The sequence below is a fragment of the Sphingopyxis sp. genome (genome assembly GCF_035250425.1).
Taxonomy (GTDB): Bacteria; Pseudomonadota; Alphaproteobacteria; order Sphingomonadales; family Sphingomonadaceae; genus Sphingopyxis.
The window spans coordinates 1-24,412 of record NZ_DATFFD010000028.1; the positions used below are offsets into that span (position 1 = coordinate 1).

The window sequence follows — 24,412 nt, forward strand, 5'->3', positions numbered from 1 at the left end:
AGCGCCGAGGAACTGCTCGCCGCCAAGGCCGAGCAGGCGCAAGCCGCCGCGATCGAGGCCAAGGCGCAGGCCGAGGCCGACAAGCAGGCCGCGATCGCCGCGAAGGAAGAGGCGAAGGTCAAGGCGGCCGAGGAACGCGAACGGCTGCGGCTCGAAAAGGCCGCGGCGCGCGAAGCCGCGAAGCCGTCGATGACCGAAAAGATGGTCCAGTCCGCGGCGCGCTCGGCGGCGACGAGCCTCGGGCGTCAGGTCGCGGGCAAGCTCGGCGGCCAGCTGATGCGCGGGATATTGGGCAGCCTGTTCAAGTGAGCGAAGCCGATGCCGCGCTGATGGGGGCGAGCCTGACGGTCTCAGAACCGGGCGACGCGGCGGGCGCGGCCTTGGCGATGATCCCCCGCGCGCGCGCCGAATGGGAGAGCGCGATGCCAGCCGGAATGCCGCAGCCAGCCGAGTAATAGCCCACCCTCGTCATCCCCGCCTTCGCGGGCACACTTATGTTATAACTCACTGAAAGTAGCCATTTGAGTCTGCTGGCCGACATGCTGCGATCGGCTTGGGCTTTTCGGTCAATCGACGAGCGATCGGATCCTTTGCAGCGTCTGCGAAGGCAATTCTCCGAATAAGGCGCGATATTGCTGGGAGAATCGTCCGAGATGTCCGAAGTCCTGCGTCAGCGCGGCATGTGTAATGCTCGCTTCGGACCTGCGCATATCCCAAAGTTCGTTGCGGACGTGGTTGAGGCGGAGTGTCAGGATCAGATCGAGTGGACTTATGCCGAGCATTGATCGGGCGGCATAATGCAGCGCGCGCGGCGTAACATTCAGGTCACCGGCAACTTCATTCACGCCGATTTGCTGACCAAACCGGCTTTCGACATATCGGATCATCCTCGATGTCAGGTCATAGCCTCCAATGGGTTGATGAGGACGGGGAGTATCCCGTTCGGGTGCGCCGAACCTCAGCGCTTTGTCCAGTGCCCGCAAGATCGTGCTGCGCAGTCGAGCGTGGTCGACCGGTCTGCTGTCGCTTCCGTCAAATGCCGTTTCCGCCAGTCGGCGAAAAATGCCGACAAGCTCGACCGGCAAGCGAATGGACGCGTCTTCGGTTTTCAAAAGGCAACGAAGGGGCAGCGAGATGCCTTCTTCGGCCAGCACGGATGTCTCGATCATGATTCCGATAGCATGCCAGTTGCTGGCAATGACGCTGCGATATTCACGTCCTGGCTGGAGGATGGTCAGATGGCTCTCTTTCAATGTGATTCCGCAGAAAATGGCCGGCGCGAGATTGATGACGAAATAGGTCCAGCCGCATTCTATGCGCGAGTGATCGATCAACCGGCGGTTCACCCGGTTATCGCTGAAGATCATGCCGCTCAGATTAATTCGCCGGAACCGGATGCTGATCCGGCCGGGTTCGATCTGGATCGCTGGCGTGTCGCGACCCTGCAATTGTTCGCGAAAGTGATCGAGATCGTGAAACTCGCGCGCAACCAGCTTTTTCATTCATCCCCCCAAAAAGCCTCGAAGCCCTATCGTGGTTAACCCGGCGACTTCCGATATCGGATAGCGAATATTCAACAACTCTTTACGATATACACCTGAATTCCTTGCTTAATGCGTTCCCTGGGGCGTTGCGGATGCGAGAAATTCTTTCATAGGGCGAAGGGGAAGCAGCATGACGAAGCGTATCGCACCGGCCGGGCGAAGGCGCGCCGGGTTCGGCCCCGCTCGCTTGCTTTGCGGTGCTTCGCTTTCCGCGCTCGTCGTGTTCGGGCTGCCATCAATCGCGCGCGCGCAGGACCAGGACCGCTATTGGGACGCCAACGGCACGGCAACCGGCAGCGGCGGAAACGGAGACTGGAACACGAGCGCTCCGGTCTGGAGCGAGTCGAACAGCGACGTGCTGGGACCTTACCGGACCTGGGATAATAACGCGCTCGACAACGCCATTTTTGGCATCACCGCGGGCGGCACGACCACGACGGTCGGTACCGTGAATCTGATCGAGCCGATCAGGGTCCACAACATGACGTTCCAGACAGTGAATAACTGGGTGATCAATGGAAACACCCTGACACTTGGCGGGACCGCTCCAACCATCAATACGATTGGTAACACGACCATCAATTCGGTGATCGCGGGAACCAGCGGGCTTACGAAGATCGGGGGCGCCCAGCTCTTCCTCACCGGTGCCAACACGTTCAGCGGCGGCATAACGCTGGGTGGCGGGACCTTGCGGGTCGCCAATGATGCGGCTCTCGGCAACGCCAGCAACAACATCACGACCACAGCGAACGCCGGTCTTATTGTCGATACCGGGACCACCAACCGGACTGTTGCCATCGGCGGCGGCACGACCCTCTCGGTCAGTGGTGCCGGGACAGGGTCTGCCCTTCTTACAGGTAGCGGCAATATCAGTGTCTTCAGCGGCGCGAGGCTGACCAACGACGCGAACACCTATACCGGCACGACGCGGCTGAACGGCTTGAGTCAGGGGTCGGGGAGTGTCTTCTTCTCGTCGGTCCGCAATCTCGGTGAAGCAAGTTCGCTCGGGGCACCGACGACCGTGGCTAACGGCACGATCACCTTCGCCGGGGGAAGCCAATATTCGGATTCCATCGTCTACACCGGCGACGGCGACAGCTCGAACCGCAACTGGGTGCTGGCGGGCGGGCCAACTCGCGTGTTCAGGCAGCGGGGTACCGGCACGCTGACCCTGACTGGCGACATTTCCGTAACGCCGACGTCCTTCATCGCCGAAACGGCCGATCTTGAGCTGCTGGGGGTGATCAGCGGCAGCGGGAACGTCGGGTTCGGCGCCAGCGCCGCGGGCAGCATCACGCTGGGCGGCGCAAACACATTCACCGGCAATGCCGGAGTTTCCGGCGGGATTGTCCGGGCGTCCGTCCTCGCCGATGGGGGGCTTGCGAGTTCGCTCGGTACGGCGCCGACGATCAGCCTCGGCAATCTCGGCCAGCTCAGCTACACGGGGTCGGGCGATAGCAGCAACCGCACATGGAGCAGCGACGGCGCCACCTCCATTCTCAACGACGGCACGGGCGCGTTGGCGCTCAGCGGCAATCTGGCCTTCAATCCCGCGGGGTCGACCGATACCCTGACTTTGGGCGGCAGCTTTGCCGGAATAAACAGCTTCTCCGGTATTATTTCAGGCAACGGCCATCTCTCCAGCAGCGGCAGTACCACCTGGATACTGGACGGCCTCAACACGCGGACTGGCGCCATCACGATGAACGGCGGGACGCTCCGGGCCGGCAATGCGTCGGCGCTTGGCACTACGACCGGCGTTACGATCAATGCCGGGACGCTCGACCTCAACGGTTTCAACCTTGCCGCCCCGACGCTGAACGGCACCGGGGGGACGCTGGAGCTGGGCAGCGCCATGCTGACGCTCGACACCACGACGGCGAACAGCTTCGCGGGCAGCATCACCGGAAGCGGTGGGCTGATCAAGCGTGGCACGGGCACGCTGACGCTAAGTGGCGCGAGCACCTACAGCGGCGACACCAGCATCGAGGGCGGCACGGTCGCGCTCAATTTCGCCGCGGCGGGCGCGCCGGCCAGCAACATCATCGGCGCATCGTCGACGCTCAACATGTCCGGGGGCACGCTGAGCATCGCGGGGGCCGCGGGCCAGCCCAATGTCCAAACCTTTGACGGCCTCAACATCACCACCGGCGCGAACACGATCACCGGAACGTCGGGCAGCGGCGGAAGCCTGACCGTCAATTTCGGCGCGATTGCCCGAACCGGCGGCATCGTCAATTTCAATCTGCCGACCAGCGGCAACTTCACGACCAGCAACACCAGCCTGGGCGGCTGGGCGACCGTCAACGGCACCGACTATGCAAAGGTAGTCGGCGGCAATATCCTTGCCTTTACCGATACCGACTATATCGACAAGGACGACGCCTCGACCTGGGCGGCCGGCGAGTTCATCTCCGACAGCGACGGCGATGCCGACAGCTATTTCGGCACGGTCGGGAGCAGCATCCAGCTCGGCGGCCTGCAATTCACCACGCCCGACGCTACGACGACGGTTACCGTTGCCGGCGGCCAGACGCTGGGCGTTGACGGCACGATCATCGTCGCCCCCTCGGTCCTCGCGAACAACCAGACAATCACCGGCGGCAATTTGACGGGCCTTTCCGGCGCGGGCGGCGCGCTGGGGGTGCTGCACAACGGCACGGGCACGCTCAGCATCGAATCGACGATCGTGGACAATGGCGGCGCCACGGGTTTCACCAAAGGCGGGCTGGGCACCGTCAGCCTGACCGGCGCCAACAGCTATACCGGCGCGACAACGCTCAGCAACGGCCGCCTTGTCGTGAACAGCATCGCCAATGGCGGCGCGACGAGCGCGATCGGCGCTTCCGGAGCGGCGTCATCGAATCTGGTGCTCCAAGACGGAACCCTGCAATATACCGGCGGCACGGCGACCAGCGATCGCGGCTTCACACTCGTCAACGGCGGCTCGGGCACGCCGACGATCCAGGTCGACGGCACCGCCAACCTCACCTTCACCGGCCGGGTCACCAGTCCCGACGACGAAGGCCTGGTAAAAACCGGAACCGGCACGCTCTCGCTCGACAACGCGACGAACAACTATGTCGGCGTGACCACCATTTCGGGCGGCACGCTTTCAACCAACGCGCTCGCGGGCGGCGGGCTTGCCAGTGGCATTGGCGCGGCCAGCACCGCTTCGTCGAACATCATTCTCCAGAGCGGTGGACGGCTGCAATATAACGGCGGCACGGCGTCGACGAACCGTGGCTTCACGGTGGGAGCCGGAGGCGGTCGGATTGGCGTGGCGACCGCCGGGACAGTACTGACGGTCAGCGGAACCGCGGTCGGCACCGGCGGCCTCGCCAAGGATGGCGACGGAACACTGATCCTGGCTGGCGCGAACACATATTCAGGCCAAACCTGGGTGATGGGGGGCACGCTGCGCGCCGGCTCCACCAGCGCGTTTGGTGCGGCGGCCAGCGCAATGAACGTCGACGCCGCCGCGACATTGGATCTCGCCAATTTCAACAACACAGTCGGCGGGCTCAACGGCAGTGGTCTCGTCACCCTCGGTTCGGCGACGCTGACATCGCAGAGCAACAACGCCACGTTCAGCGGCGCGATAACCGGGACCGGCGGCTTCACCAAAGGGGGTGGCGGCGCCCAGACATTCACGGGCTGCAACAACACCTATACCGGCGTGACCACAATCCAGGGTCTTCTGATCGTAGATTGCCTGGCGAACGGCGGCGCGAGCAGCGGCATCGGTGCTTCGAGCAACGCCTCGTCCAACCTTGTCTTCATCGGATCGATGCTGCGCTATACCGGCGGCACCGTGACAACCGACCGCGGCTTTACGCTGCAAAGCACGGGCCAGATCGACGTCAACAACGCCGCAACCACCTTGACCTTCACCGGCACCGTGACGGGCGCCGGACAGTTGCAGAAATATGGAGCGGGCACGCTCGTCCTGACCGGCGACAACAATAATAGCGGCGGCGTCAACGTGCAGGCTGGCATCCTGCGGGCCGGTTCGGCGACGGCGTTTGGCACGGGCAGTTACACGCTCGCCAATGTCGCGAGCGCGGTGCTGGACCTCAACGGCTACAACATGTCCACGAACGTCCTGAGCGGCGGCGGCGCGGCGGGCGGCAACATCCAGCTCGGCTCGGGGAATCTCACGCTCACCGATGGAACTGCCACCTACGCCGGTCTGATCACCGGGACGGGCAGCCTGACCAAAGCGGGCGGCGGCACGCAGGTTCTGTCCGGCTGCGTCAGCAATTACACGGGCGGCACGACGGTCAGCGGCGGCGGGCTGCAAGTGCAATGCCTGACCAACGGCGGCACCAACAGTTCGATCGGCGCGTCGAGCAACGCAGCCAGCAACCTTGTCATCGACAACGCCTTTCTCAACTATGTCGGCACCGGCAACAGCACCGACCGGCTGATGACAATCGGCGGCTCGGCCCAGATCTATTCTTCGGGCACGGGTGCGGTCAATTTTACCAATACGGACGCGATCGTCTTCGCCAATCCGAACACCGCCCAGACCGTTCAGCTTCGGGGCGTCAATGCCGATGACAACCGGTTCGGGCTGCGGCTCGACAACAATGGTGCCGGCGTCACCTCTTTCATCAAGCAGGACGCAGGCACCTGGATCCTGACCAATCCGGGCAGCAGCTATACCGGGACCACCCAAATCCTCGGGGGCGTGCTGGGCGTCGACAAGCTGTCGGACGGCGGCGGCGCGAGCAGCATCGGCGCGTCCTCAAACGCGGCCACCAATCTGGTCATCGGTAGCGGTTCGACGTTGCGTTACACCGGCATCGGCGACAGCACCGACCGGCGGTTCACGTTGGCCGTGGGGTCGACCTTCATCGAATCCTCCGGCACCGGCGCTGTCAATTTCACCAACACGGGCGCCGTTTCCTATTCGGGCAATGGCGTGCGCGTGATGGCGCTCGGCGGCACCAATGCCGGCGATAATATCATGGGCGCGACGATCGGCAACCAGAACGCGACCAGCATTACGTCGCTCGCCAAGAATGACAGCGGCAAATGGATACTGACCGGCACCAACAGTTACACCGGCGCGACCAATGTGAACGCCGGGACGCTGATCGTCGGCAACGGCGGCACCGCCGGATCGATCGTCAGCGGCACGATCAATGTCGTCGGCGGCGGGACGCTGGGATTCAACCGGTCAGACACGCTGACCATCGGTGGCATCATTCAGGGCGCTGGCGTCGTCCAGCAACTCGGTACTGGCACCACCGTGTTGACCGGGACCAGCACCTATACCGGCGGGACGGCCATCGCCCAAGGCATGCTGCAACTCGGCAATGGCGGGACGACCGGCAGCATTGTGGGCAACGTCGCGAACAACGGCACGCTCAGCTTCAACCGGAATAACAGCTATAGCTTCGGCGGCACCATCTCGGGCACCGGTGCGGTCCGGCAGATGGGCACCGGCACGACGATCCTGACGGGCGCGAACAGCTACCAGGGCGGGACGCGCATCGACGCGGGCACGCTGCAAGTCTCGAGCGACACCAATCTGGGCGCGGCGAGCGGGGGGCTAACCTTCAACGGCGGGACGCTGAACAGCACGGCGAGCTTCACATCCGGTCGCGCCACCAACCTGGTGGGCGCGGGCACCTTCTCGACCAACACCGGAACGACCTTGACGCTGGCGGGCGCGGTCTCTGGTGCGGGCGCACTGACCAAGGCGGGTGCCGGAACGCTCGTGCTGGCAGCGGACAACGCCTACGCCGGCGGCACGACGATCAGTGCCGGCACGCTGCGCATCGGCGATGGCGGCGCGTCCGGCAGCATCGCCGGCAATGTCCTCAATAATGGCGCGCTGGTGTTCAACCGCTCGGGCACGCTGACCATGGGTGGGACGATCATCGGCGGCGGATCGGTGACGCAGTCGGGACCGGGCACGACGGTGCTGACGGGCGCGAACAGCTATGCTGGTCCCACGACCGTGAATTCGGGCACATTGCTCGTCAACGGCAATCAGGCGGGCGCGACGGGCCTGACAAGCGTGGCATCCGGCGCGACGTTCGGCGGCACCGGCACGATCGGCGGCAGCGTCGCCGTCGCCGATGGCGGCACGCTGGCGGCCGGCTCGAACGGCGTCGGCTCGCTCGCAATCAATGGAAACCTCGCGCTCGGCGGGACGTCGCAACTCAATTTCGAGTTCGGCCAGGCGAACGTGCCGGGCGGCCCGCTCAACGATCTCGTCAATGTCGGTGGCGACCTGACGCTCGACGGTATCGTCAACGTGACGCAGACGCCCGGCGGCAGCTTCGGTCCCGGCGTCTATCGGATGCTCAATTATTCGGGCGCGCTGACCGACAACGGCCTGTCTGTTGGCACGATGCCGCCGGGCAGCGACGTGTTCGTCCAGACTGCCATCGCCGGTCAGGTCAATCTGGCGAACACGGCCGGCCTCACGCTCAATTTCTGGGACGGCACCGGTCAGCCGAAGAACGACGGCACGATCCAGGGCGGCGATGGCACCTGGGTTGTAGGCGGCGGCCAGAACGACTGGACCGAAGTCAACGGCACGGTCAATGCCGACTATGCGCAGGACAGCTTCGCGATCTTCCAGGGGACGGCGGGGACCGTCACCGTCGATAACAGCAGCGGCAATGTCTTGTCGGCGGGCATGCAGTTCGCGGTCGGCGGTTACACGATTACGGGGGGCCCGCTGACGCTGACCGGTACCGATGCCCTGATCCGCACGGGCGACGGCAGCCTAGCCGATGCCGGGATCGCCGCCACCATCACCGCCGAACTCACCGGCTCGGCGCGACTGGTCAAGGATCTGGCAGGCACGCTCGTCCTGACCGGCATCAACAGCTACACCGGCGGCACCCAGGTGGGCGGCGGCACGCTCAGCGTCTCGGCCGACGCCAATCTGGGGGACGCGACCGGGGCGCTTAGCCTCAATGGCGGCACGCTGAATACGACCGCCAGCTTCGCATCGAACCGCACGGTCGATCTCGCGGGCGCGGGCACGGTCCTGACCGATGTCGGCACGACGTTCACGCTCGGCGGCGCTGCGTCGGGCGCGGGCGCGCTGACCAAGGATGGCGCGGGTTCGCTCGTCTTCACCACCGCCAACACTTACGCCGGTGGCACGACGATCGACGCCGGCACGCTGCAGCTCGGCGACGGGGGGACGGCGGGCAGCATCACCGGCGATGTATTCAATGACGGCATGCTGGCATTCAACCGCTCGGACAGCCTGACCTTTGCGGGCGCGGTCACGGGCGGCGGCATGGTCAACCAGATCGGCACCGGCACTACCATCCTCACCGGCAACAGCAGCTATACGAGCGGCACGACGATCAGCGCCGGGGAGCTTCGGCTCGGAAACGGCGGGACGACCGGCGGCATCACCGGCGACGTTGTCAACAATGCCGCGCTCAGCTTCAACCGATCGGATGCGGTGACCTTCGCGGGCCTGATCTCCGGAGCCGGCACGCTCGCCCAGATGGGCTCTGGCACGACCATCCTCATCGGCGCCAACAGCTATGCTGGCTCAACCGCTGTGAGCGCGGGCACGCTGCTCATCAATGGCGACCAGAGTGCCGCGACCGGTGCGACAAGCGTCGCTGCGGGCGCGACCCTGGGCGGTACCGGCACGATCGGCGGCGATGTCGCGATTGCCGGCGGCGGTATCCTCGCGCCGGGCGACGGTACGGGACCAGGCACGCTTGCGGTGGGCGGCAATCTCGCCCTGGCTGGCGGAGCGCTCCTCAATTACGACTTCGGTCAGACCAATGTCGTTGGCGGCGCGTTCAACGACCTCGTCAATGTCGGCGGCGATCTTACGCTTGCCGGCACGCTCAACGTGACCACCAGCGCCGGCGGCAGCTTCGATCCGGGCATCTACCGGGTGATCAACTATGCGGGCACGCTGACCAACAATGGCCTTGCCATCGGCTCCATTCCCTCGGGCACCGATTTCTTCGTGCAGACGTCGGTCGCCGGCCAGGTCAACCTCATCAACACCAACGGCCTGGCGCTGCGCTTCTGGGACGGGGCGGCGGGCGGACGCAACGATGGCGTCATTACCGGCGGCGACGGCGTGTGGCAGAACGTATCGGGCAACGACAACTGGACGCTGGACGATGCGTCGATCAACGCCCCGTTCCTCGACAGCGCGTTCGCGATCTTCGGCGGCGTCGGCGGAACGGTGACGGTCGACCAGAGCCTTGGTGCGATCAACGTCGCAGGCATGCAGTTCGCGAGCGACGGCTATGTGATCGAAGGCGATCCGATCAGCCTGACCGGCGCATCGGGTTCGGTGATCCGTGTCGGCGACGGCTCGGCGTCGGGCGCGGCGATCACGGCCACGATTTCCTCCCAACTGCTGGGCGCGAGCCAACTCGTCAAGACCGATCTCGGCACGCTGGTGCTGACCGGGACCAACAGCTACACCGGCGGCACCGCGGTGAACGGCGGGACATTGCGCGTCGCGAGCGACGTAAATCTTGGTGCGGCGGGGGCCGGGCTGAGTTTCAACGGCGGCACGCTCAACACCACAGCGGACGTAACGTCGAGCCGTGGGGTCGATCTGATCGGCGCCGGCACCCTGGCCACCGAGACCGAAACGATCCTTACGCTGAACGGCGTGATCTCCGGCACGGGCGGGTTCACCAAGGCCGGGACCGGCAGCCTCATCCTGTCCGGTACCAACAGTTTCGGCGGCGATGTCGACGTGACCGCGGGCAGCCTATTCGTGAACGGCGACCAATCGGCGGCGGCAGGCCTCACCGGCGTCGCGTCCGGCGCACTGCTTGGCGGCTCGGGTATCATCGGCGGCGATGTCACGCTTGCCGACGGCGCGACTTTGGCTGCGGGGGCAGGCAATGTCGGCACGTTGACGATCAACGGTAACCTAGCGCTCGGCGCCGGCTCGGTGCTCGATTTCGAGTTCGGCGCGGCGAACGTCGCGGGCGGCGCGCTCAACGATCTGGTCGATGTCGGCGGCAACCTGGTGCTGGACGGCACGATCAACGTTTCGGTGCCGACGGGCGGCAGTTTCGGTCCGGGCATCTATCGCGTGTTCAACTATGGCGGCAGTTTGACGGACAACGGCCTGGCGCTGGGTGCGCTGCCGGGTGGCAGCGTCGTGTCGGTGCAGACGGCGATCGCGGGCCAGGTCAACCTCGTCAACACCGCCGGGCTGACGCTGAGCTTCTGGGACGGTAACGCGGGCCCCAAGAATGACGGCGCGGTCAATGGCGGCGACGGCGTGTGGCGGGTCGGCGGCGGCTCCAACAACTGGACCAGTGCTTCAGGCACGCCCAATGCCGATTATGCGCAGGATAGCTTCGCGATCTTCTCGGCCGCGCCCGGAACGGTGAGCGTCGACAATAGCGGCGGCACTGTCCTCGCTTCGGGCATGCAGTTCGCAAGCGACGGCTATCGCATAAACGGCGATCCGCTGACGCTCACCGGCGCGCAGGCGATCGTGCAGGTCGGCGACGGCAGCGCGGCAAGCGCGGGCTATACGGCGACGATCGACGCAGCCCTCGCCGGCACGGCAGGCCTGGTCAAGACCGATGCCGGCACGCTCGTGCTCACCGGCAACAACAGTTATGCGGGCGGCACCACGGTGAGCGGCGGCACGCTACGCATCTCGGCCGATACCAACCTCGGCGATGCGGCGGGCGAACTTGCGCTCGACGGCGGCACGCTCAATTCCACGGCGGACATGAATTCGAACCGGGCGGTGGATCTCGCGGGCACAGGCACCTTCCTCACCGACGACGGCACGACGCTGACGCTGGGCGGTGCGGTCTCGGGCGCGGGCGCGCTGACCAAGGACGGCGTAGGGGCGCTCGTGCTGACGGCCGCCAATGCCTACACCGGCGGCACGACCATCGCTGCCGGAACGCTTCAGCTCGGCAATGGCGGGACCAGCGGTTCGATCACCGGGAACGTCGCCAACAACGGCGTGCTGGCATTCAACCGCTCGGACGCGGCGACCTTTGTGGGCGCGATCACGGGCAGCGGGGCGGTCAACCAGATCGGCACCGGCACCACCATCCTCTCAGGCGCCAGCAGCTATACGGGCGGCACGACGATCAGTGGCGGCACGCTGCAACTCGGCAACGGCGGCACGAGCGGCGGCATCACGGGCGATGTCGTGAACAATGCCATGCTCGCCTTCAACCGTTCGGATGCGGTGACCTTCGCGGGGCTGATCTCCGGGACCGGTACGCTCACCCAAGCGGGCGCGGGCACGACCCTCCTCACCGGCACCAACGGCTATACCGGCGCGACCGACGTCCTTGCCGGCACGCTGCTGATCAATGGCGACCAAAGCGCCGCGACCGGCGTGACGAGCGTCGCCTCGGGCGCGACGCTCGGCGGCACCGGCACGATCGGCGGCGATGTGACGCTGGCCGACGGCGCAACGCTGGCGCCGGGCGCGGGCGGCGCGGGTGTGCTCACCGTCAATGGCAGCCTTGCCCTGTCCGGCGGCTCGCTGCTCGCATACGATTTCGGCCTCGCGAACGCGCCGGGCAGCCCGCTCAACGACGTGGTCGATGTCGGCGGCGACCTGACGCTCGACGGCACGATCAACGTTGCGGTGACCCCGGGCGGCGCGTTCGACATCGGCCTCTATCGCGTGATCAATTACGGCGGCACGCTCACCGACAATGGCCTTGCGATCGGCGCCATGCCGACCGGCGCCGATGTGTTCGTCCAGACCGCGGTCGCGAACCAGGTCAATCTGATCAACACCGGCTCGGCGGTGCTGAACTTCTGGGACGGCGCAGCCGGACCGAAGTTCAACGGCGCGGTCAATGGCGGCGATGGTGTGTGGCAGAACGGTACCGGCAACGACAACTGGGCCGATGCCACCGGCACGGCCAACGCGCCGTTCGACGACGGCGCGTTCGCGATCTTCACCGGCGCGGCAGGCACGGTCACGATCGACAACGGCTTGGGCGCGGTCACCGCCTCGGGCCTGCAGTTTGCGGCCAACGGTTACACCATCACCGGCGGAGACCTGGCCCTGACCGGTCCGCAGTCGGTGGTCCGGGTGGGCGACGGTACGGCGGCGGGGGCGGGCTACACAGCGACCATCAACAGCGCGATCACCGGCGCGACCCAGCTGGTCAAGACCGACGCGGGCACGCTCGTGCTCTCGGGCGCCAACAGCTATACCGGCGGCACCGCTATCAACGGCGGCACGATCCGCATCGCGAGCGATGCCAATCTCGGCGCGGCGGCCGGGGGCGTGAGCCTTAACGGGGGCACGCTCCACACCACGGCCAGCTTCAGCTCGGCGCGCGCCGCCGATCTTGCGGGCGCGAGTACATTCCTGACCGATGCGGGCACCACGCTGACGCTGACCGGCGCGGTCTCGGGCGCGGGCGGCCTGACCAAGAATGGGGCCGGCACGCTGGTCTTTGGCGGCGCCGGCAGCCATGCCGGCGCGACCAGCGTCACGGCAGGGACGCTGCTGGTCAACGGCAACTTTGCGGGTGCGACCGGTGCGACCAGCGTCGCCTCGGGCGCAAGCCTCGGCGGCACCGGCACGATCGGCGGCAATGTGACGCTTGCCGACGGCGCGATCCTGACCCCGGGCGCGGACGGAGCGGGCACGCTGACTATCGGCGGCGATCTGTCGCTCGCCGCCGGCACGACGCTCGCTTATGAGTTCGGCGCGGCCAACATGGCGGGTGGCGCGCTCAACGATCTCGTCAATGTCGGCGGCAACCTCGTGCTCGATGGCACGATCAACGTGACCGTGCCGACGGGCGGCGCGTTCGACGTCGGCGTCTATCGCATGTTCAACTATGGCGGTGCGCTCACCAACAACGGCCTCGCTTTGGGATCGCTGCCGGCCGGCAGCGACGTCGCGGTGCAGACCTCGATCGCGGGCCAGGTCAACCTCGTCAACAGCGCTGGCCTTACGCTCAACTTCTGGGACGGCACGGCCGGGCCGAAGAACAATGGCGTGATCAATGGCGGCAACGGCACCTGGCAGGCGAGCACCGGCAACGACAACTGGACCGACGCCACCGGCGCGGTGAACGCGCCCTATACCGATGCAGCCTTCGCGATCTTCGGCGGCACCGGCGGCACGGTGACGGTCGACAACGGCCTGGGCCCGGTTACTGCGGCCGGCATGCAGTTTGCGGTGAACGGCTACACGATCGCCGGCGGCGGCGTCGCGCTCACGGGTCCGCAATCGACCATCCGCGTCGGCGACGGGAGCGCGGCGGGCGCCGGGTTCACCGCGACGATCATTACGGCGCTTTCGGGCGACACGCAGCTGGTCAAGACCGATGCCGGCACGCTCGTGCTTGGCGGTGCCAACAGCTATACCGGCGGAACGCTGGTGAGCGGGGGCACCGTGCAGATCGCGGCCGATGCCAATCTCGGCGCCGCTTCAGGCGATGTGACGCTCGACGGCGGCACGCTGGCGACCAGCGCCAGCCTCACCAGCGCGCGTGAGATCGCCATGGCGGGGGCGGGGACGATCGCGACCACGAGCGGCACAACCTTCACCTTCAATGGCCTGCTGTCGGGAACCGGCGCGCTGACCAAGGCGGGCGCAGGCACGCTGCTCGTGACCGGCGACAATGGCGGCTATACCGGCGCGGCCACGGTGTCGGACGGCACGCTGGCGATCACCGGCAGCCTTGGCGGGGCGGTCACCGTCAACAGCGGCAGCCGCCTCGAGGGCACCGGCTCGGTCGGCGGCGTCACCAATGCCGGAACCATCGCACCGGGCCGCGACGGGTTCGGCACGCTCACGATTAATGGGAGCTATACCGGCGCGGGCGGCACGCTCGAGATCGAGACCGCGCTTGGCGGCGACGGGTCGCAGAGCGACCGGCTGGTCGTGACGAACGGCACCTCGGGCACGGCGGCGATCAACGTCGTCAATCGCGGCGGCCTGGGCGGCCAGACGGTCGAGGGCATCAAGATCATCGACGTGACCGGCGGAACGTCGGCGGGCATGTTCACGCTGAGCGGCGATTACAACTTCGAGGGCAGTCCGGCGGTGATCGCGGGTGCCTTCGGCTACCGGTTGTTCCAGGGCGGCATTGCAACGCCGGCCGATGGCGACTGGTATCTGCGCTCGGCGCTGCTCGATCCCCAGAACGAACCGCAAGGTCCGCTCTACCAGCCCGGCGTGCCGCTCTATGAAAGCTATGTCGCGACGCTGCAGACGCTGAACCGCGTGGGAACGCTTCAGCAGCGGGTGGGCAACCGGCAATGGTCGGGGTTCACCCAGGGCGGCGTCGGCATGTGGGGCCGCATCGAAAGCACCCGCCATCGTCCCGATGCAGCCTTCTCGACCGGCGGCACCGATCTCGACGTCGACAATTGGTCGCTCCAGGCGGGATTCGACAAGGCGCTTGTCGACAACGCCGAGGATGTGATCATCGCCGGCATCAACGGTCGCTATGGCAAGGCCGATGCCCAGGTCCGCTCGCGGTTCGGCGACGGCTCGATCGATATCCGCGGCTATGCCGTCGGCGCGACGCTGACCTGGTACGAGAGCAGCGGCTTCTATGCCGATGCCCAGGCGCAGATGAGCTGGTATCGCAGCGATCTGGACTCGGCGGTGCTGGGCAAACTGGTCGATGACAATCACGGCTCGGGCGAAGCGTTCAGTCTCGAACTTGGCAAGCGTGCTCCGCTTGACGGCGGTCTCAGTGTCACGCCGCAGATCCAGATGACCTACTCCAATGTGCGATTCGACAGGTTCGCCGATCCGAATGAGGCATCGGTAGCGACCGACAAGGGTGACAGCCTGCGGAGCCGTTGGGGCATCTCGCTCGATCACCAGCGGAGCTGGGATGGCGGCAACGGATCTCGGCAGAGCCATCTCTATGGCATCGTCAATCTCAACTATGAATGGCTCGACGGAAGCATCGTTGATGTCTCCGGCACCCCGCTCGCCCGCCAGGACGATCGGCTCTGGGGCGAGATTGGTTTTGGTGGCAGCTACAGCTGGGCAAATGGACGGTTCACCATATACTCTGAAGTGTCCGCCAACACGGCGCTCAAGGATTTCGGCGACAGCAACAGCCTACGCGGCAACGCGGGCTTCCGGATGCGCTTCTAGCGACGCGGTTGACGACGTCGGCGAAACAGCGAAGGTGATCGGCGCCATGGGCCATCAGGAGCATCTGTTGCGGCAGGCGGTCGAGCGTTCGTCCGGTTCGGTGCAGGCTTATGCCGATCTTTGTTCCTTCTTGTGCAGTGAAGGGCGTTGCGACGATGCGCTGGCTCTGCTCGGCATGATATTTGACCGCCAACCGGATAAGCTGTGGGCGCTTTCACTCAAGGCCGCGGTGCTCGACGCCGAGCGTCGCGCAGACGAGGCGCTGGTTGTCCACGAGGCGTTGATCGAGCGCGCATCGCAGGCGGCGATTCCTTGGGTCAACTATGGCCATGCCCTGAGGACGGTCGGACGTCTCGCCGATGCGGTCGCCGCGTACCGGCGTTCGCTGGCGATTGATCCCGCCAGCGGGTTTGCATGGTGGGGGCTCGCCGACCTTCGGGTCATACCGTTCGAGGCCGACGACATCGCACGGATGGAGCAGGCGCTCGGACAAGCGCGAGACGACCTCGGCACGGTCCAGCTTCATTTCGCCATGGGAAAGGCCTATGCCGACCTTGGAGGGTTCGAGGCGTCCTTTCGCCATTATGAATTGGCAAATGATCTTCGAGGGCGGCTGGTTCCATATGCTGCGGAAGCGACGAGCGACCTTGTCCGAGAGATCGAAGCCGTTTTTACACCTGATCTGCTCGCACGGCGCGCTAAACCGGACAACGGGGCGTCCACCCCGATCTTCATCATCGGCATGCCGCGATCGGGCTCCACCTTGATCGAGCAGATCCTTGCCAGTCATCCATTGGTAGAGGGGCTGGGCGAATTATCCGAGCTCAAGAAGATCGCGACGCGGATCGGCGGCGCTTCACCCGCCGGCTGGGCAACGCTCGATGCAGTAGAACTCCGAGGGCTGGGCGAGAGCTATCTGGCATCCATACGCCGATATAGACGCACCGATCGCCCCTTCTTCACCGACAAGATGCCTGCGAACTGGCAATTTCTCGGTCTGATCCGACTTATCTTGCCGCAAGCGAAAATCGTCGACGTGCGGCGGCACCGGATCGCCTGCTGTTTTTCGACATTTACGACTTATTTCAACAGCCGTACCAGCGTGCCTACAAACCTGTTCGATCTTGGACGCTATTATCAGCTTTATGTCGATGCGATCAGTCATTTTGAGAGGATTACCCCAGGCGTCCTTCACCGGACGGATTATGAGCAGGTTGTCAAAGACCTAGATGGCGAAGTGCGCCGCCTGCTCACCCGGCTGGACCTCCCTTTCGATCCCGCCTGTCTGCGCTTCCATGAAAATTCACGCGCGGTCCATACGCCGAGCGCCCAGCAGGTTCGAAGACCTATCAATCGCGACGGCCTTGATCGTTGGTGCGCTTATGAACGATGGCTTGAACCTTTGAGAGCCTGAAACATCGAGTCAATGATATCCGTAGCGCGCGCGGCTGATTGAAATGGGACCCGGCTATCGCAAGCCGTCGCTTTTCCCGCCTTGGCAGATCAGCAGTGTCTGCTTCTCAAGATCCGTCCCCGAAAGCTGTCAGTCCCCTCTCGGCCACATTCGACCAAGAACTCTTGAGGTAGATCAGCCTCGGCCAACCGCCGCGTTCCGGCGATGGTGAAATCCCGCGCAGCAGCTATTGCGGCGTTCCGGCTCGGGATGCTGCGCAATAGCACTGAGTTCCAGCAGGCCTGACCTTTGGCCGCAATACAAGACAGGAGGCCGCACCGAGCTCCCGAGCGGGAGCGAAGGGAGCAGATGCTGGCGCCTATTCTGTAGCATGCGGCCGACCCGTCGACCGACGGCGGTTTCAACCAATCCACGCTCGCACCCGGCTGACCCCATCAAGTGCCGATATTGAGCACGCGAAGAACGCGGTCACTCCAAGGCATCATCCGCTCAGGACCGAGTAGCCAGACCTTGACCCATCACAGAACAGCATTGGCTAGCCGCCCCAAAATAAGGACGGCGCGAGAAGGACCAACTAGCTCGCGCCGTCCCGTCGATACCGCGCGCAGTGGTGGGGGTGGCGCGGCATTTCTGGTTCAAATTACAAGGGATGACGATAGCGGCGGTCCTTCGTAATGCGAAGTCCGGCTACGCCGGCGTCGGCCATCGAGCGCCGCCACGCAACAATCTCCTCGAGACCTAATCGATATCGCTCGCAGGCCTCGTCGACCGTCAGCAAACCGCCGTCGATCGCGGCGAGCACTTCGGCCTTGCGCCGGCTCACCCAATAGGTGGTGGACGAGGACGGCAAATCACCGATCGTCAGACGACCGAACGGTCCGATGACCGATGTAGGCTTCGTGTCGCATTCGAACACCGCGAAGAACTCCATTCGCACGGCTCGCGCCGCCAACGTGGCCCCAAACCGAGCTTGCGCCAAATTGGTTAACAAGATGTTGCCAATTGTCAGCGTGTGACAAGGCGACCATGCAGCAGGCTGACTAAGCGATTTTGAGGTTGGCACCTGCGCACAAAGAAAATGACGCACAAGCTATCGTTCGACCGTTGGCGCGCGCGTCCGGATCGATCATTATCTCAGCGCGAGGACCAATAGGGCCACTAGCAGGAGCATGAAGCTCACAAGCTCACTGCTTTTCAGTTTTCGCTGCATGTAACCAGATCGGCTGTCGAGGTAAGCATCTCGTTAATTTACGGCGGGAGGTCAAGCGCATCGCACGCTAGTCCATCATATCCGGTTTCGTTATTGCAACGCCACGCTCTGAAGCAGAGCATCCATTTCGCGGGTGACGGCCGGCGTGATATCCATCGCGTTGTTCCAGCCGTAGCTGTTATCGCGCTCGAGGACGACGCTGCAGTTGGCTTTCGTCACCATACGGCCCAACGCCGTATTGAGAGCTTGGTCGATCTGCTGCTGCCCGCGCGTTTGCGCTGAAATGAATCGCAGATTTTGCTGCTGTTCAATCGACTGCGCTTGCTGGTTGAGAGCGGAAACTTGCCGCTGATATTCTATCGGCGCCGTCGAGTTCTGCCGCGCCTCAAGCGTTCGGCGTTGTTGATCGATCGAGGAGCGCTGCCGGGCGAGATCGCCCGACAGCGCACCCTGCATCTGCTTAAGCTGGGCCTGCATCGACTGGCCGGCCCGCGACGCGGCGATAGCGCCGTTCCGGGAGAGCAGGCAAAGGCCCTGGATCGGCGGGCCGAAGGTCTGCGCCGACGCGGTGACGCTGGCGAAGGAGAAGGCAGAGGCGGCGAACAGTATGATTATGCGCATGACGCCACCTCTTGCCCAATCAGCTTGCCGCCGCAACCCGGTCGGCGCAGGATTGCTCCTGCCACACGACTTCGGACACCACGACGCTATAGTGCCCGCGCGGGCGTTCGAACCGGATTTCCATGCGGCAGCGCACCCGTTCCGTGCTTCCCGGTGCGACTGGGAAAAACAGGACATAATTCCATCGCCGCGTAATCCCTTCGGCAAAATGCGGCGCGCCGATCAGCGGATAGATGCTGAACTTGTCGACGCCGGGCGTGATCAGCCGGATCGTGGCCGGGGTTGTGGTGACGCCCAGCTTCTTGTGCTCGAGCACCACCGGCCGAAAGGCTGCGGGATCGACCGTCGCCTGATAGGTGGGGGCGGACGATGCAGGCGAGGGGGCGTGTTCAAAGGCTAGGGCCGGACTCGTCAAACAGGCGCCCGAGAGACAAAGGGTGGCGAAGAACTTGGTTTTCATGACATCCTCCTTGAGGAAAAAGCGATCGATGATGGACGAAATTAGAACTGGAACCCGACGCCCACGTTCGCTCCGGCGCGTTGCTGCGTGTCGTAGGTCGCGCCGGCCTTGATGACGGTGCGGCCGTCATCCATCACGCGCGACAACCCGAGCGCGAATGCCGACTGCCCGCGATAGGTGCCCGCGCCGAAAGCGAGCATTCCGCGGCCGGGTTCGAAGGCCTGCGGAAGCCCCGCCGCGGCAAGCGCGCCCGCCGTCCCGGCAAAGCTGTCACGTCGCGCGTTGCCCAGATCGAACTCGAAGTTCGCCAGCCGCGAATCGGTGTAGGCGTTGGCCGACTGGAGCGTGTTCGCGAGCCCGTCGCCCAGCTGCTGGACATTGACCGCATCGGTCGGCGCGACGCCGGCCGCGACATTGTGCAGCGTTGTGGCCGATCCGCCCGGATTGAACGTCACGGAGTTGCCGGCGGCATCATATTGCACCGAATTATTGGCCAGCTGTTGGATCGGATAGAGCTGCGACCCGTTCACCGCATCGGTCGAAGTGGCGTTTATCGCGCCGGCTCCGACATTCTGGACGACATTACCGCCCATGTTGACACTGGTGTTGGCGCCCACATTGAGGCCGCCATTGGCATTGACCACGCCATTGAACGTCGGATTGTCCGCCATGGCGATTTGCAGCTGATTGCCGCTCAGCGTCACCACCGTGTTCGAACCCGCGGTCACGTTGAGCGTACCGTTCGACGCGATATTGGTCGAAGGTCCGCCATTGGCCTGGATGTTCCAGCCGGCGCTCGCCGTCTGGTTCAGCGCCTGCAGCGCGTCGTTGACGTTGTTGTAATTATTGCCACCGACATTGAGGTTCGTCGTCACCGTTCCGGTCGTCGAATTATAAGTCGAGCCGCCACCGAGACCCGCCGCGACGCTGTCGCCAAGATTGGTGACGTTGCTTTCTACCGTGGTTACGCGATTGTCGAGATTGGTGACCGCCGTATTCTGGGCACCGAGCGCATCGCCGACATTATTATAGGTGTTTCCGCCTACATTATAGGTCGGCCCGGTATAAGCGCCCGTGGTCGGATCATAGGACGCTCCGCCACCCAGGCTGGTGGCAGTATTCTGCGCCACCTGATTGAGCTGGCTGACGTTGACCGCATCGGTCGGGGCCGAGCCCGCGGCGACATTGGTCAGCTGCCGCTCCGCCCCTGCGCTGCCCACCGAAACCTCGCCCGCCGAGTTTTGCGGCGCGGCAAGGCCATACCCCGCATAGCCGGTCCGCGAACCCACGCTTGTCGTCGCGCCTGCACCGAGCGCTACACTGCCCGCGAAGCTCGCATTGGCGCCGGGGCCGATCGCGATCGACTGGATGCCGTTGGCAATCGAGTTGGTGCCGAAGGCGATACCGTCAGCTAGGCTGACACGGGCGTTCTGGCCGATCGCCGTACCTCCCGGCGCGGTCTGGTCGACGATCGCGCCATTGCCGATGCCGATGCCATTGTCGCCGTTGACCACCGTGGTCGGACCGACCGCGATCGATTCCGCACCGGCCGCTAGCGAGTCCACCGCGCTCGAGTTGGCGTGGAAATATTGGATCGGCGTCACCGAGACCGACGAGATCGCGCCCTGCAACTGGCGAAGCGTCACGGCGTCCTGCGCCGCGGTGCCGTCGGCGACATTGGTGATCTGGCGATATTCGCTCGTCGCCGCATTGCCGACCGAGACTGCGCCCAGCAGCGTCGCATCGGTGGTATTATAGGGAACGAAGCCAATGCCCGCGGGGATCGTGCCGCTGATTGGCGCGATCGCGCGATCGGCGACTGAGCCCGAACCGAGCGCCAGCGACCCGTCGATGGTCGCCTGACTGTCCCGGCCCAGCGCGACCGTATTCGTCCCGGTAGCGGCCGCCTGATAGCCGAGCGCGGTCGAACCCACGCCTTGCGCGAAAGCATCAGTTTCCGCGAGGCCGGTTTCATTGGTGCGAGCATAACGAATGCCATCGCCATTCGCGTCCGTGTAAGTGGTCGAGGTGTCGCCGGCGATTTCGGTGAGCGCATCGCCGAGGTTGGTTACGGTGCCCTCGACGGTGGTTACGCGGTTATCGAGATTGACGATGTCTCCCTCGACCGTGGTCACCCGCCCATCGAGATTGGCGACGTCGCCCTCGACCGTGGTCACCCGCCCATCGAGATTGGCGACGTCGCCCTCGACGGTCGTCACCCTTCCGTCGAGATTGGTGACATCGCCCTCGACGGTCGTCACGCGCCCGTCGAGAGTGGCGATATCGGTGGTGTTCTGGGTCACCTGCGTGTTCGTCGCGAACAACTGCGAGCCATTCACCGCGTCGGTCGAGCTGCCGTCGATCCGGCCTGCCGCGACATTGGTGATCGTCCGTTCGGCACCCAACGCACCGATGCTCAGCGTCGACGTCGGCGCGATGCCCGCAAAGGCATAGTTGGTGCCGCCGATCGTCGTACCCGTGGTCGCCACCGCAACGTCGGTGGTCGAACCATTGCCCAAAGCGATGTCCCCGGCATTGTTGGCGACCGCGTTCGGGCCGATCGCTACCGAGTCCGTACCCAGCGCCTGGCTGTCCGCCAGCGCCGAGTTGGCGTGAAAATATTTGATCCCCGCGCCATTATTGATGTTGGTGATCGTGTTGCCGAGGTTGGTGATATCGCCTTCTACCATTGTCACCCGGCCGTCGAGATTGGTGATATCGCCTTCCGTGGTCGTCACGCGCCCGTCGAGATTGGTGATGTCGGTGGTGTTCTGTGTCACTTGCGTGCCGATGCTGTCCACCGCCTGGTTGGTCGCGAACAGCTGCGAACCGTTGATCGCGTCGGTCGAGCTACCGCTGATTCGGCCTGCTGCAACATTGGTGATCGTCCGTTCGGTGCCGGCGGCGCCGACACTCACCGTGCGGGTGGGCGTGGTGCCGGCGAAGGCGTAGTTTGTGCCGTTGATAGTAGCGTTCGTTGTGGCAACCGCCACGTCGGTCACGCTGCCCGAGCCTAGCGCCACATCGCCCGCATTGTTTGCGACCGCCGTATCGCCGAACGCCACGGCGCCCGCCGCCAGCGCGCTGCTGGTGCTGCCGATCGCGACCGAGCCCTGACCGATGACGGTGTTCTGATAGCCAATGCCGACCGCGCCCTGCGCCGCCGTGCCGGGCGTGCTGATCGCCTGACCGCCGCCGCCGACCATGTTGGTATTGCCCATCGCGACCGAACCATTGCCGGTCGCGGTGTTATCCTTGCCCTGCGCCACCGCGCCATCGCCGGTCGCGGTGCTGGGGTCGCCGATCGCCACCGCGCCGTCGCCATTGGCGACGTTGCCCGCGCCGATTGCCACCGCCTTGCCGCCGGTGGCCCTGGTGCCTGTGCCGATGGCGACCGAGTCAGCGGAGTCCGCGACGGCGTTCGTTCCAGCAGCTATCGCATTCTGGGCGCTCGCATTCGCGGTGTCGCCCATGGCCAGCGCGCTTGCGCCGCTCGCCAAAGCGCTAACCCCCAGCGCTGTCGAGCGCGCGAGGGTCGCACGGGTGCCGTTGCCGAGCGCTACAGCGGCAATGTCCGTACCTTCGGCGCCCGACCCGATCGCAATCGAGCCGATTCCGCTCGACACAGCAGCATTGCCTAGTGCCAATGCGAAGTTACCCGAAGCATTTGCATTGGGACCGAGAGTTGACGAGCTTATGCCCGATGCACGGGAATTTACTCCGATCGCGACTGCGAATTGGGCCGATGCCACGCTTTGGCGTCCGATCGCGGTGGCGTCCGCCACATTTGCCGTTACGTCCGTCCCGATGGCGATGGCGCTTTGTGCGAGAGCACCCGTTCCGGCGCCGGTGCGTCCGCCCAGATAGATGGCGTTCACGCCGGTGGCGGTTGCTCCAAAGCCGATGGCAGTGCCGTTGGTCTGGCTAGCTCTGGCATTGTGGCCGATCGACGTCGTCCCGTTGGCAGCGACGCCGATACCGGCATTGGTTCCGATCGCGACGTTGTCGCTGCCCGTGACCAGATTGCCTGCGGATGCGGAGAGCGTAGCGTCATAGGCGACGGTGCCATCGCCGGTTCCGAGGGCGACGTTGCGTACCCCCGTGACGCCGGAACCGGCGCCGCGCATCACACTGGCGATGCCACCCCCCAACGCGGTATTCTGCGCGCCTTGAACGAGCGTGCCGGCAGCAATGCCAACCGCAACGGAGCTGGCATTGCCCGTGGTAGATCCCGCGCCGGCACCTTGGCCCACGGCGACGGTGCTTGCACCAATGGCCAAGGCCTGCGCACCGAGTGCGGTCGCGCTGTCCCCCGTCGCCTGGGCGCGGTTGCCAACGGCGGTAGCGGCACTGTTTGACGCTATACTGAGGCGGCCCAGTGCCACAGCGGCCGGGCCTGAGGCTGTGCTCTGAAGCCCGATCGCGACGGCCCATGAGTCGCTTGCTGTTACGTCCGTGCCGATTGCGATAGCTCCGCCGCCCGTGGCGCCCGTGCCGGGCACCGTGCGCGCGCCGAGATAGATCGTGTTGACCTCCGATGCGATCGACCCGACGCCGATCGCGACGGCGTTGGTGGCGCCGGCATTGGCGTTGACGCCCTCGGCAATCGAGCCTGATCCGGATGCCGACGCGTTGCCGATGGCGATGGAGTTGGGAGCCGTCGCCGAACCGCCGCCGGCCTGATATTGCGCATAGGCCGGCGCGGCTATGCCACCCGCCGCGATCACCGCGAGACCGCCGATCAGGCCAGCAGGACCGACCGATGAGAGCAGCGCTGCGCGGCCGCCGCCGCCGAACGCGCCAAGCCCCAGCGTGTCGCGCTTCATGCCCAACACGCGGTGCGCGCGGCGCAGCACCGCCATCAGCCGGCGCCGCTGCGACCAGCCCATGCCATTCGCACCCGGCGTCCAGTTTTGCGCGAATTCCGCCATGCGCCGTCCGTTCGATACGGTGTCGATCTTGTCCATAATGCTTCTCCTGCTTTGTCCCGGCCACATGCGCGATCCGGTGCTGAAAGGGTGCAGAGGACCGTTGCGCGGTGACGCACGCCCGGAATCTGCAA

Annotated in this window: 9 protein-coding genes; 4 read left to right on the forward strand and 5 right to left on the reverse strand. The window is 65.1% G+C overall.

The window, feature by feature from the left end; translation table 11 throughout:
* Both VJ811_RS01770 and VJ811_RS01775 read left to right on the forward strand, forming a co-directional pair.
* On the forward strand, positions 1-309 hold a 309-nt coding region (locus VJ811_RS01770; protein WP_324070553.1), incomplete at its 5' end, for a helicase HerA-like domain-containing protein.
* Complete coding sequence (locus tag VJ811_RS01775) at positions 306-455, forward strand: hypothetical protein (RefSeq protein ID WP_324070554.1); 150 nt, start codon at positions 306-308, stop codon at positions 453-455. The genes VJ811_RS01770 and VJ811_RS01775, both read left to right, overlap by 4 nt.
* A 111-nt stretch (positions 456-566) precedes the next feature.
* On the opposite strand, the gene VJ811_RS01780 is transcribed toward VJ811_RS01775, so the two are convergent.
* Positions 567-1,502, reverse strand: a complete 936-nt coding sequence (locus VJ811_RS01780) for a helix-turn-helix domain-containing protein (protein WP_324070555.1) — start codon at positions 1,500-1,502, stop codon at positions 567-569.
* A gap of 172 nt (positions 1,503-1,674) precedes the next feature.
* Between VJ811_RS01780 and VJ811_RS01785 the strand changes: the two genes are divergently transcribed.
* Positions 1,675-15,645 carry an autotransporter-associated beta strand repeat-containing protein gene (locus VJ811_RS01785; RefSeq protein ID WP_324070556.1) on the forward strand — a complete coding sequence of 4,657 codons (13,971 nt, stop codon included), beginning with the start codon at positions 1,675-1,677 and terminating at the stop codon, positions 15,643-15,645.
* A gap of 34 nt (positions 15,646-15,679) precedes the next feature.
* Positions 15,680-17,059, forward strand: coding sequence for a tetratricopeptide repeat-containing sulfotransferase family protein (locus tag VJ811_RS01790; protein WP_324070557.1), 1,380 nt, complete (start codon positions 15,680-15,682; stop codon positions 17,057-17,059).
* A 640-nt stretch (positions 17,060-17,699) separates the two neighbouring features.
* On the opposite strand, the gene VJ811_RS01795 is transcribed toward VJ811_RS01790, so the two are convergent.
* The 4 genes from VJ811_RS01795 to VJ811_RS01810 form a co-directional block, all read right to left on the reverse strand.
* Positions 17,700-17,990 carry a DUF1153 domain-containing protein gene (locus VJ811_RS01795; protein WP_324070558.1) on the reverse strand — a complete coding sequence of 97 codons (291 nt, stop codon included), beginning with the start codon at positions 17,988-17,990 and terminating at the stop codon, positions 17,700-17,702.
* Positions 17,991-18,359: 369 nt separating this feature from the next.
* Positions 18,360-18,890: an OmpH family outer membrane protein gene (locus VJ811_RS01800; protein ID WP_324070559.1), complete on the reverse strand. Its 531-nt coding sequence runs from the start codon at positions 18,888-18,890 to the stop codon at positions 18,360-18,362.
* A gap of 19 nt (positions 18,891-18,909) precedes the next feature.
* Positions 18,910-19,350 carry a hypothetical protein gene (locus VJ811_RS01805; protein ID WP_324070560.1) on the reverse strand — a complete coding sequence of 147 codons (441 nt, stop codon included), beginning with the start codon at positions 19,348-19,350 and terminating at the stop codon, positions 18,910-18,912.
* A 41-nt stretch (positions 19,351-19,391) separates the two neighbouring features.
* Entirely contained in the window at positions 19,392-24,317 is a 4,926-nt protein-coding gene (locus VJ811_RS01810) for a YadA-like family protein (protein WP_324070561.1), read from the reverse strand.
* Between the last annotated feature and the right edge of the window lie 95 nt (positions 24,318-24,412).

Coding starts and splice junctions, on each gene's coding strand:
- VJ811_RS01780 (WP_324070555.1), bottom strand. CDS start 1,502: ATGAAAAAGCTGGTTGCGCGCGAGTTTCACGATCTCGATCACTTTCGC.
- VJ811_RS01785 (WP_324070556.1), top strand. CDS start 1,675: ATGACGAAGCGTATCGCACCGGCCGGGCGAAGGCGCGCCGGGTTCGGC.
- VJ811_RS01795 (WP_324070558.1), bottom strand. CDS start 17,990: ATGGAGTTCTTCGCGGTGTTCGAATGCGACACGAAGCCTACATCGGTC.
- VJ811_RS01800 (WP_324070559.1), bottom strand. CDS start 18,890: ATGCGCATAATCATACTGTTCGCCGCCTCTGCCTTCTCCTTCGCCAGC.
- VJ811_RS01805 (WP_324070560.1), bottom strand. CDS start 19,350: ATGAAAACCAAGTTCTTCGCCACCCTTTGTCTCTCGGGCGCCTGTTTG.
- VJ811_RS01810 (WP_324070561.1), bottom strand. CDS start 24,317: ATGGACAAGATCGACACCGTATCGAACGGACGGCGCATGGCGGAATTC.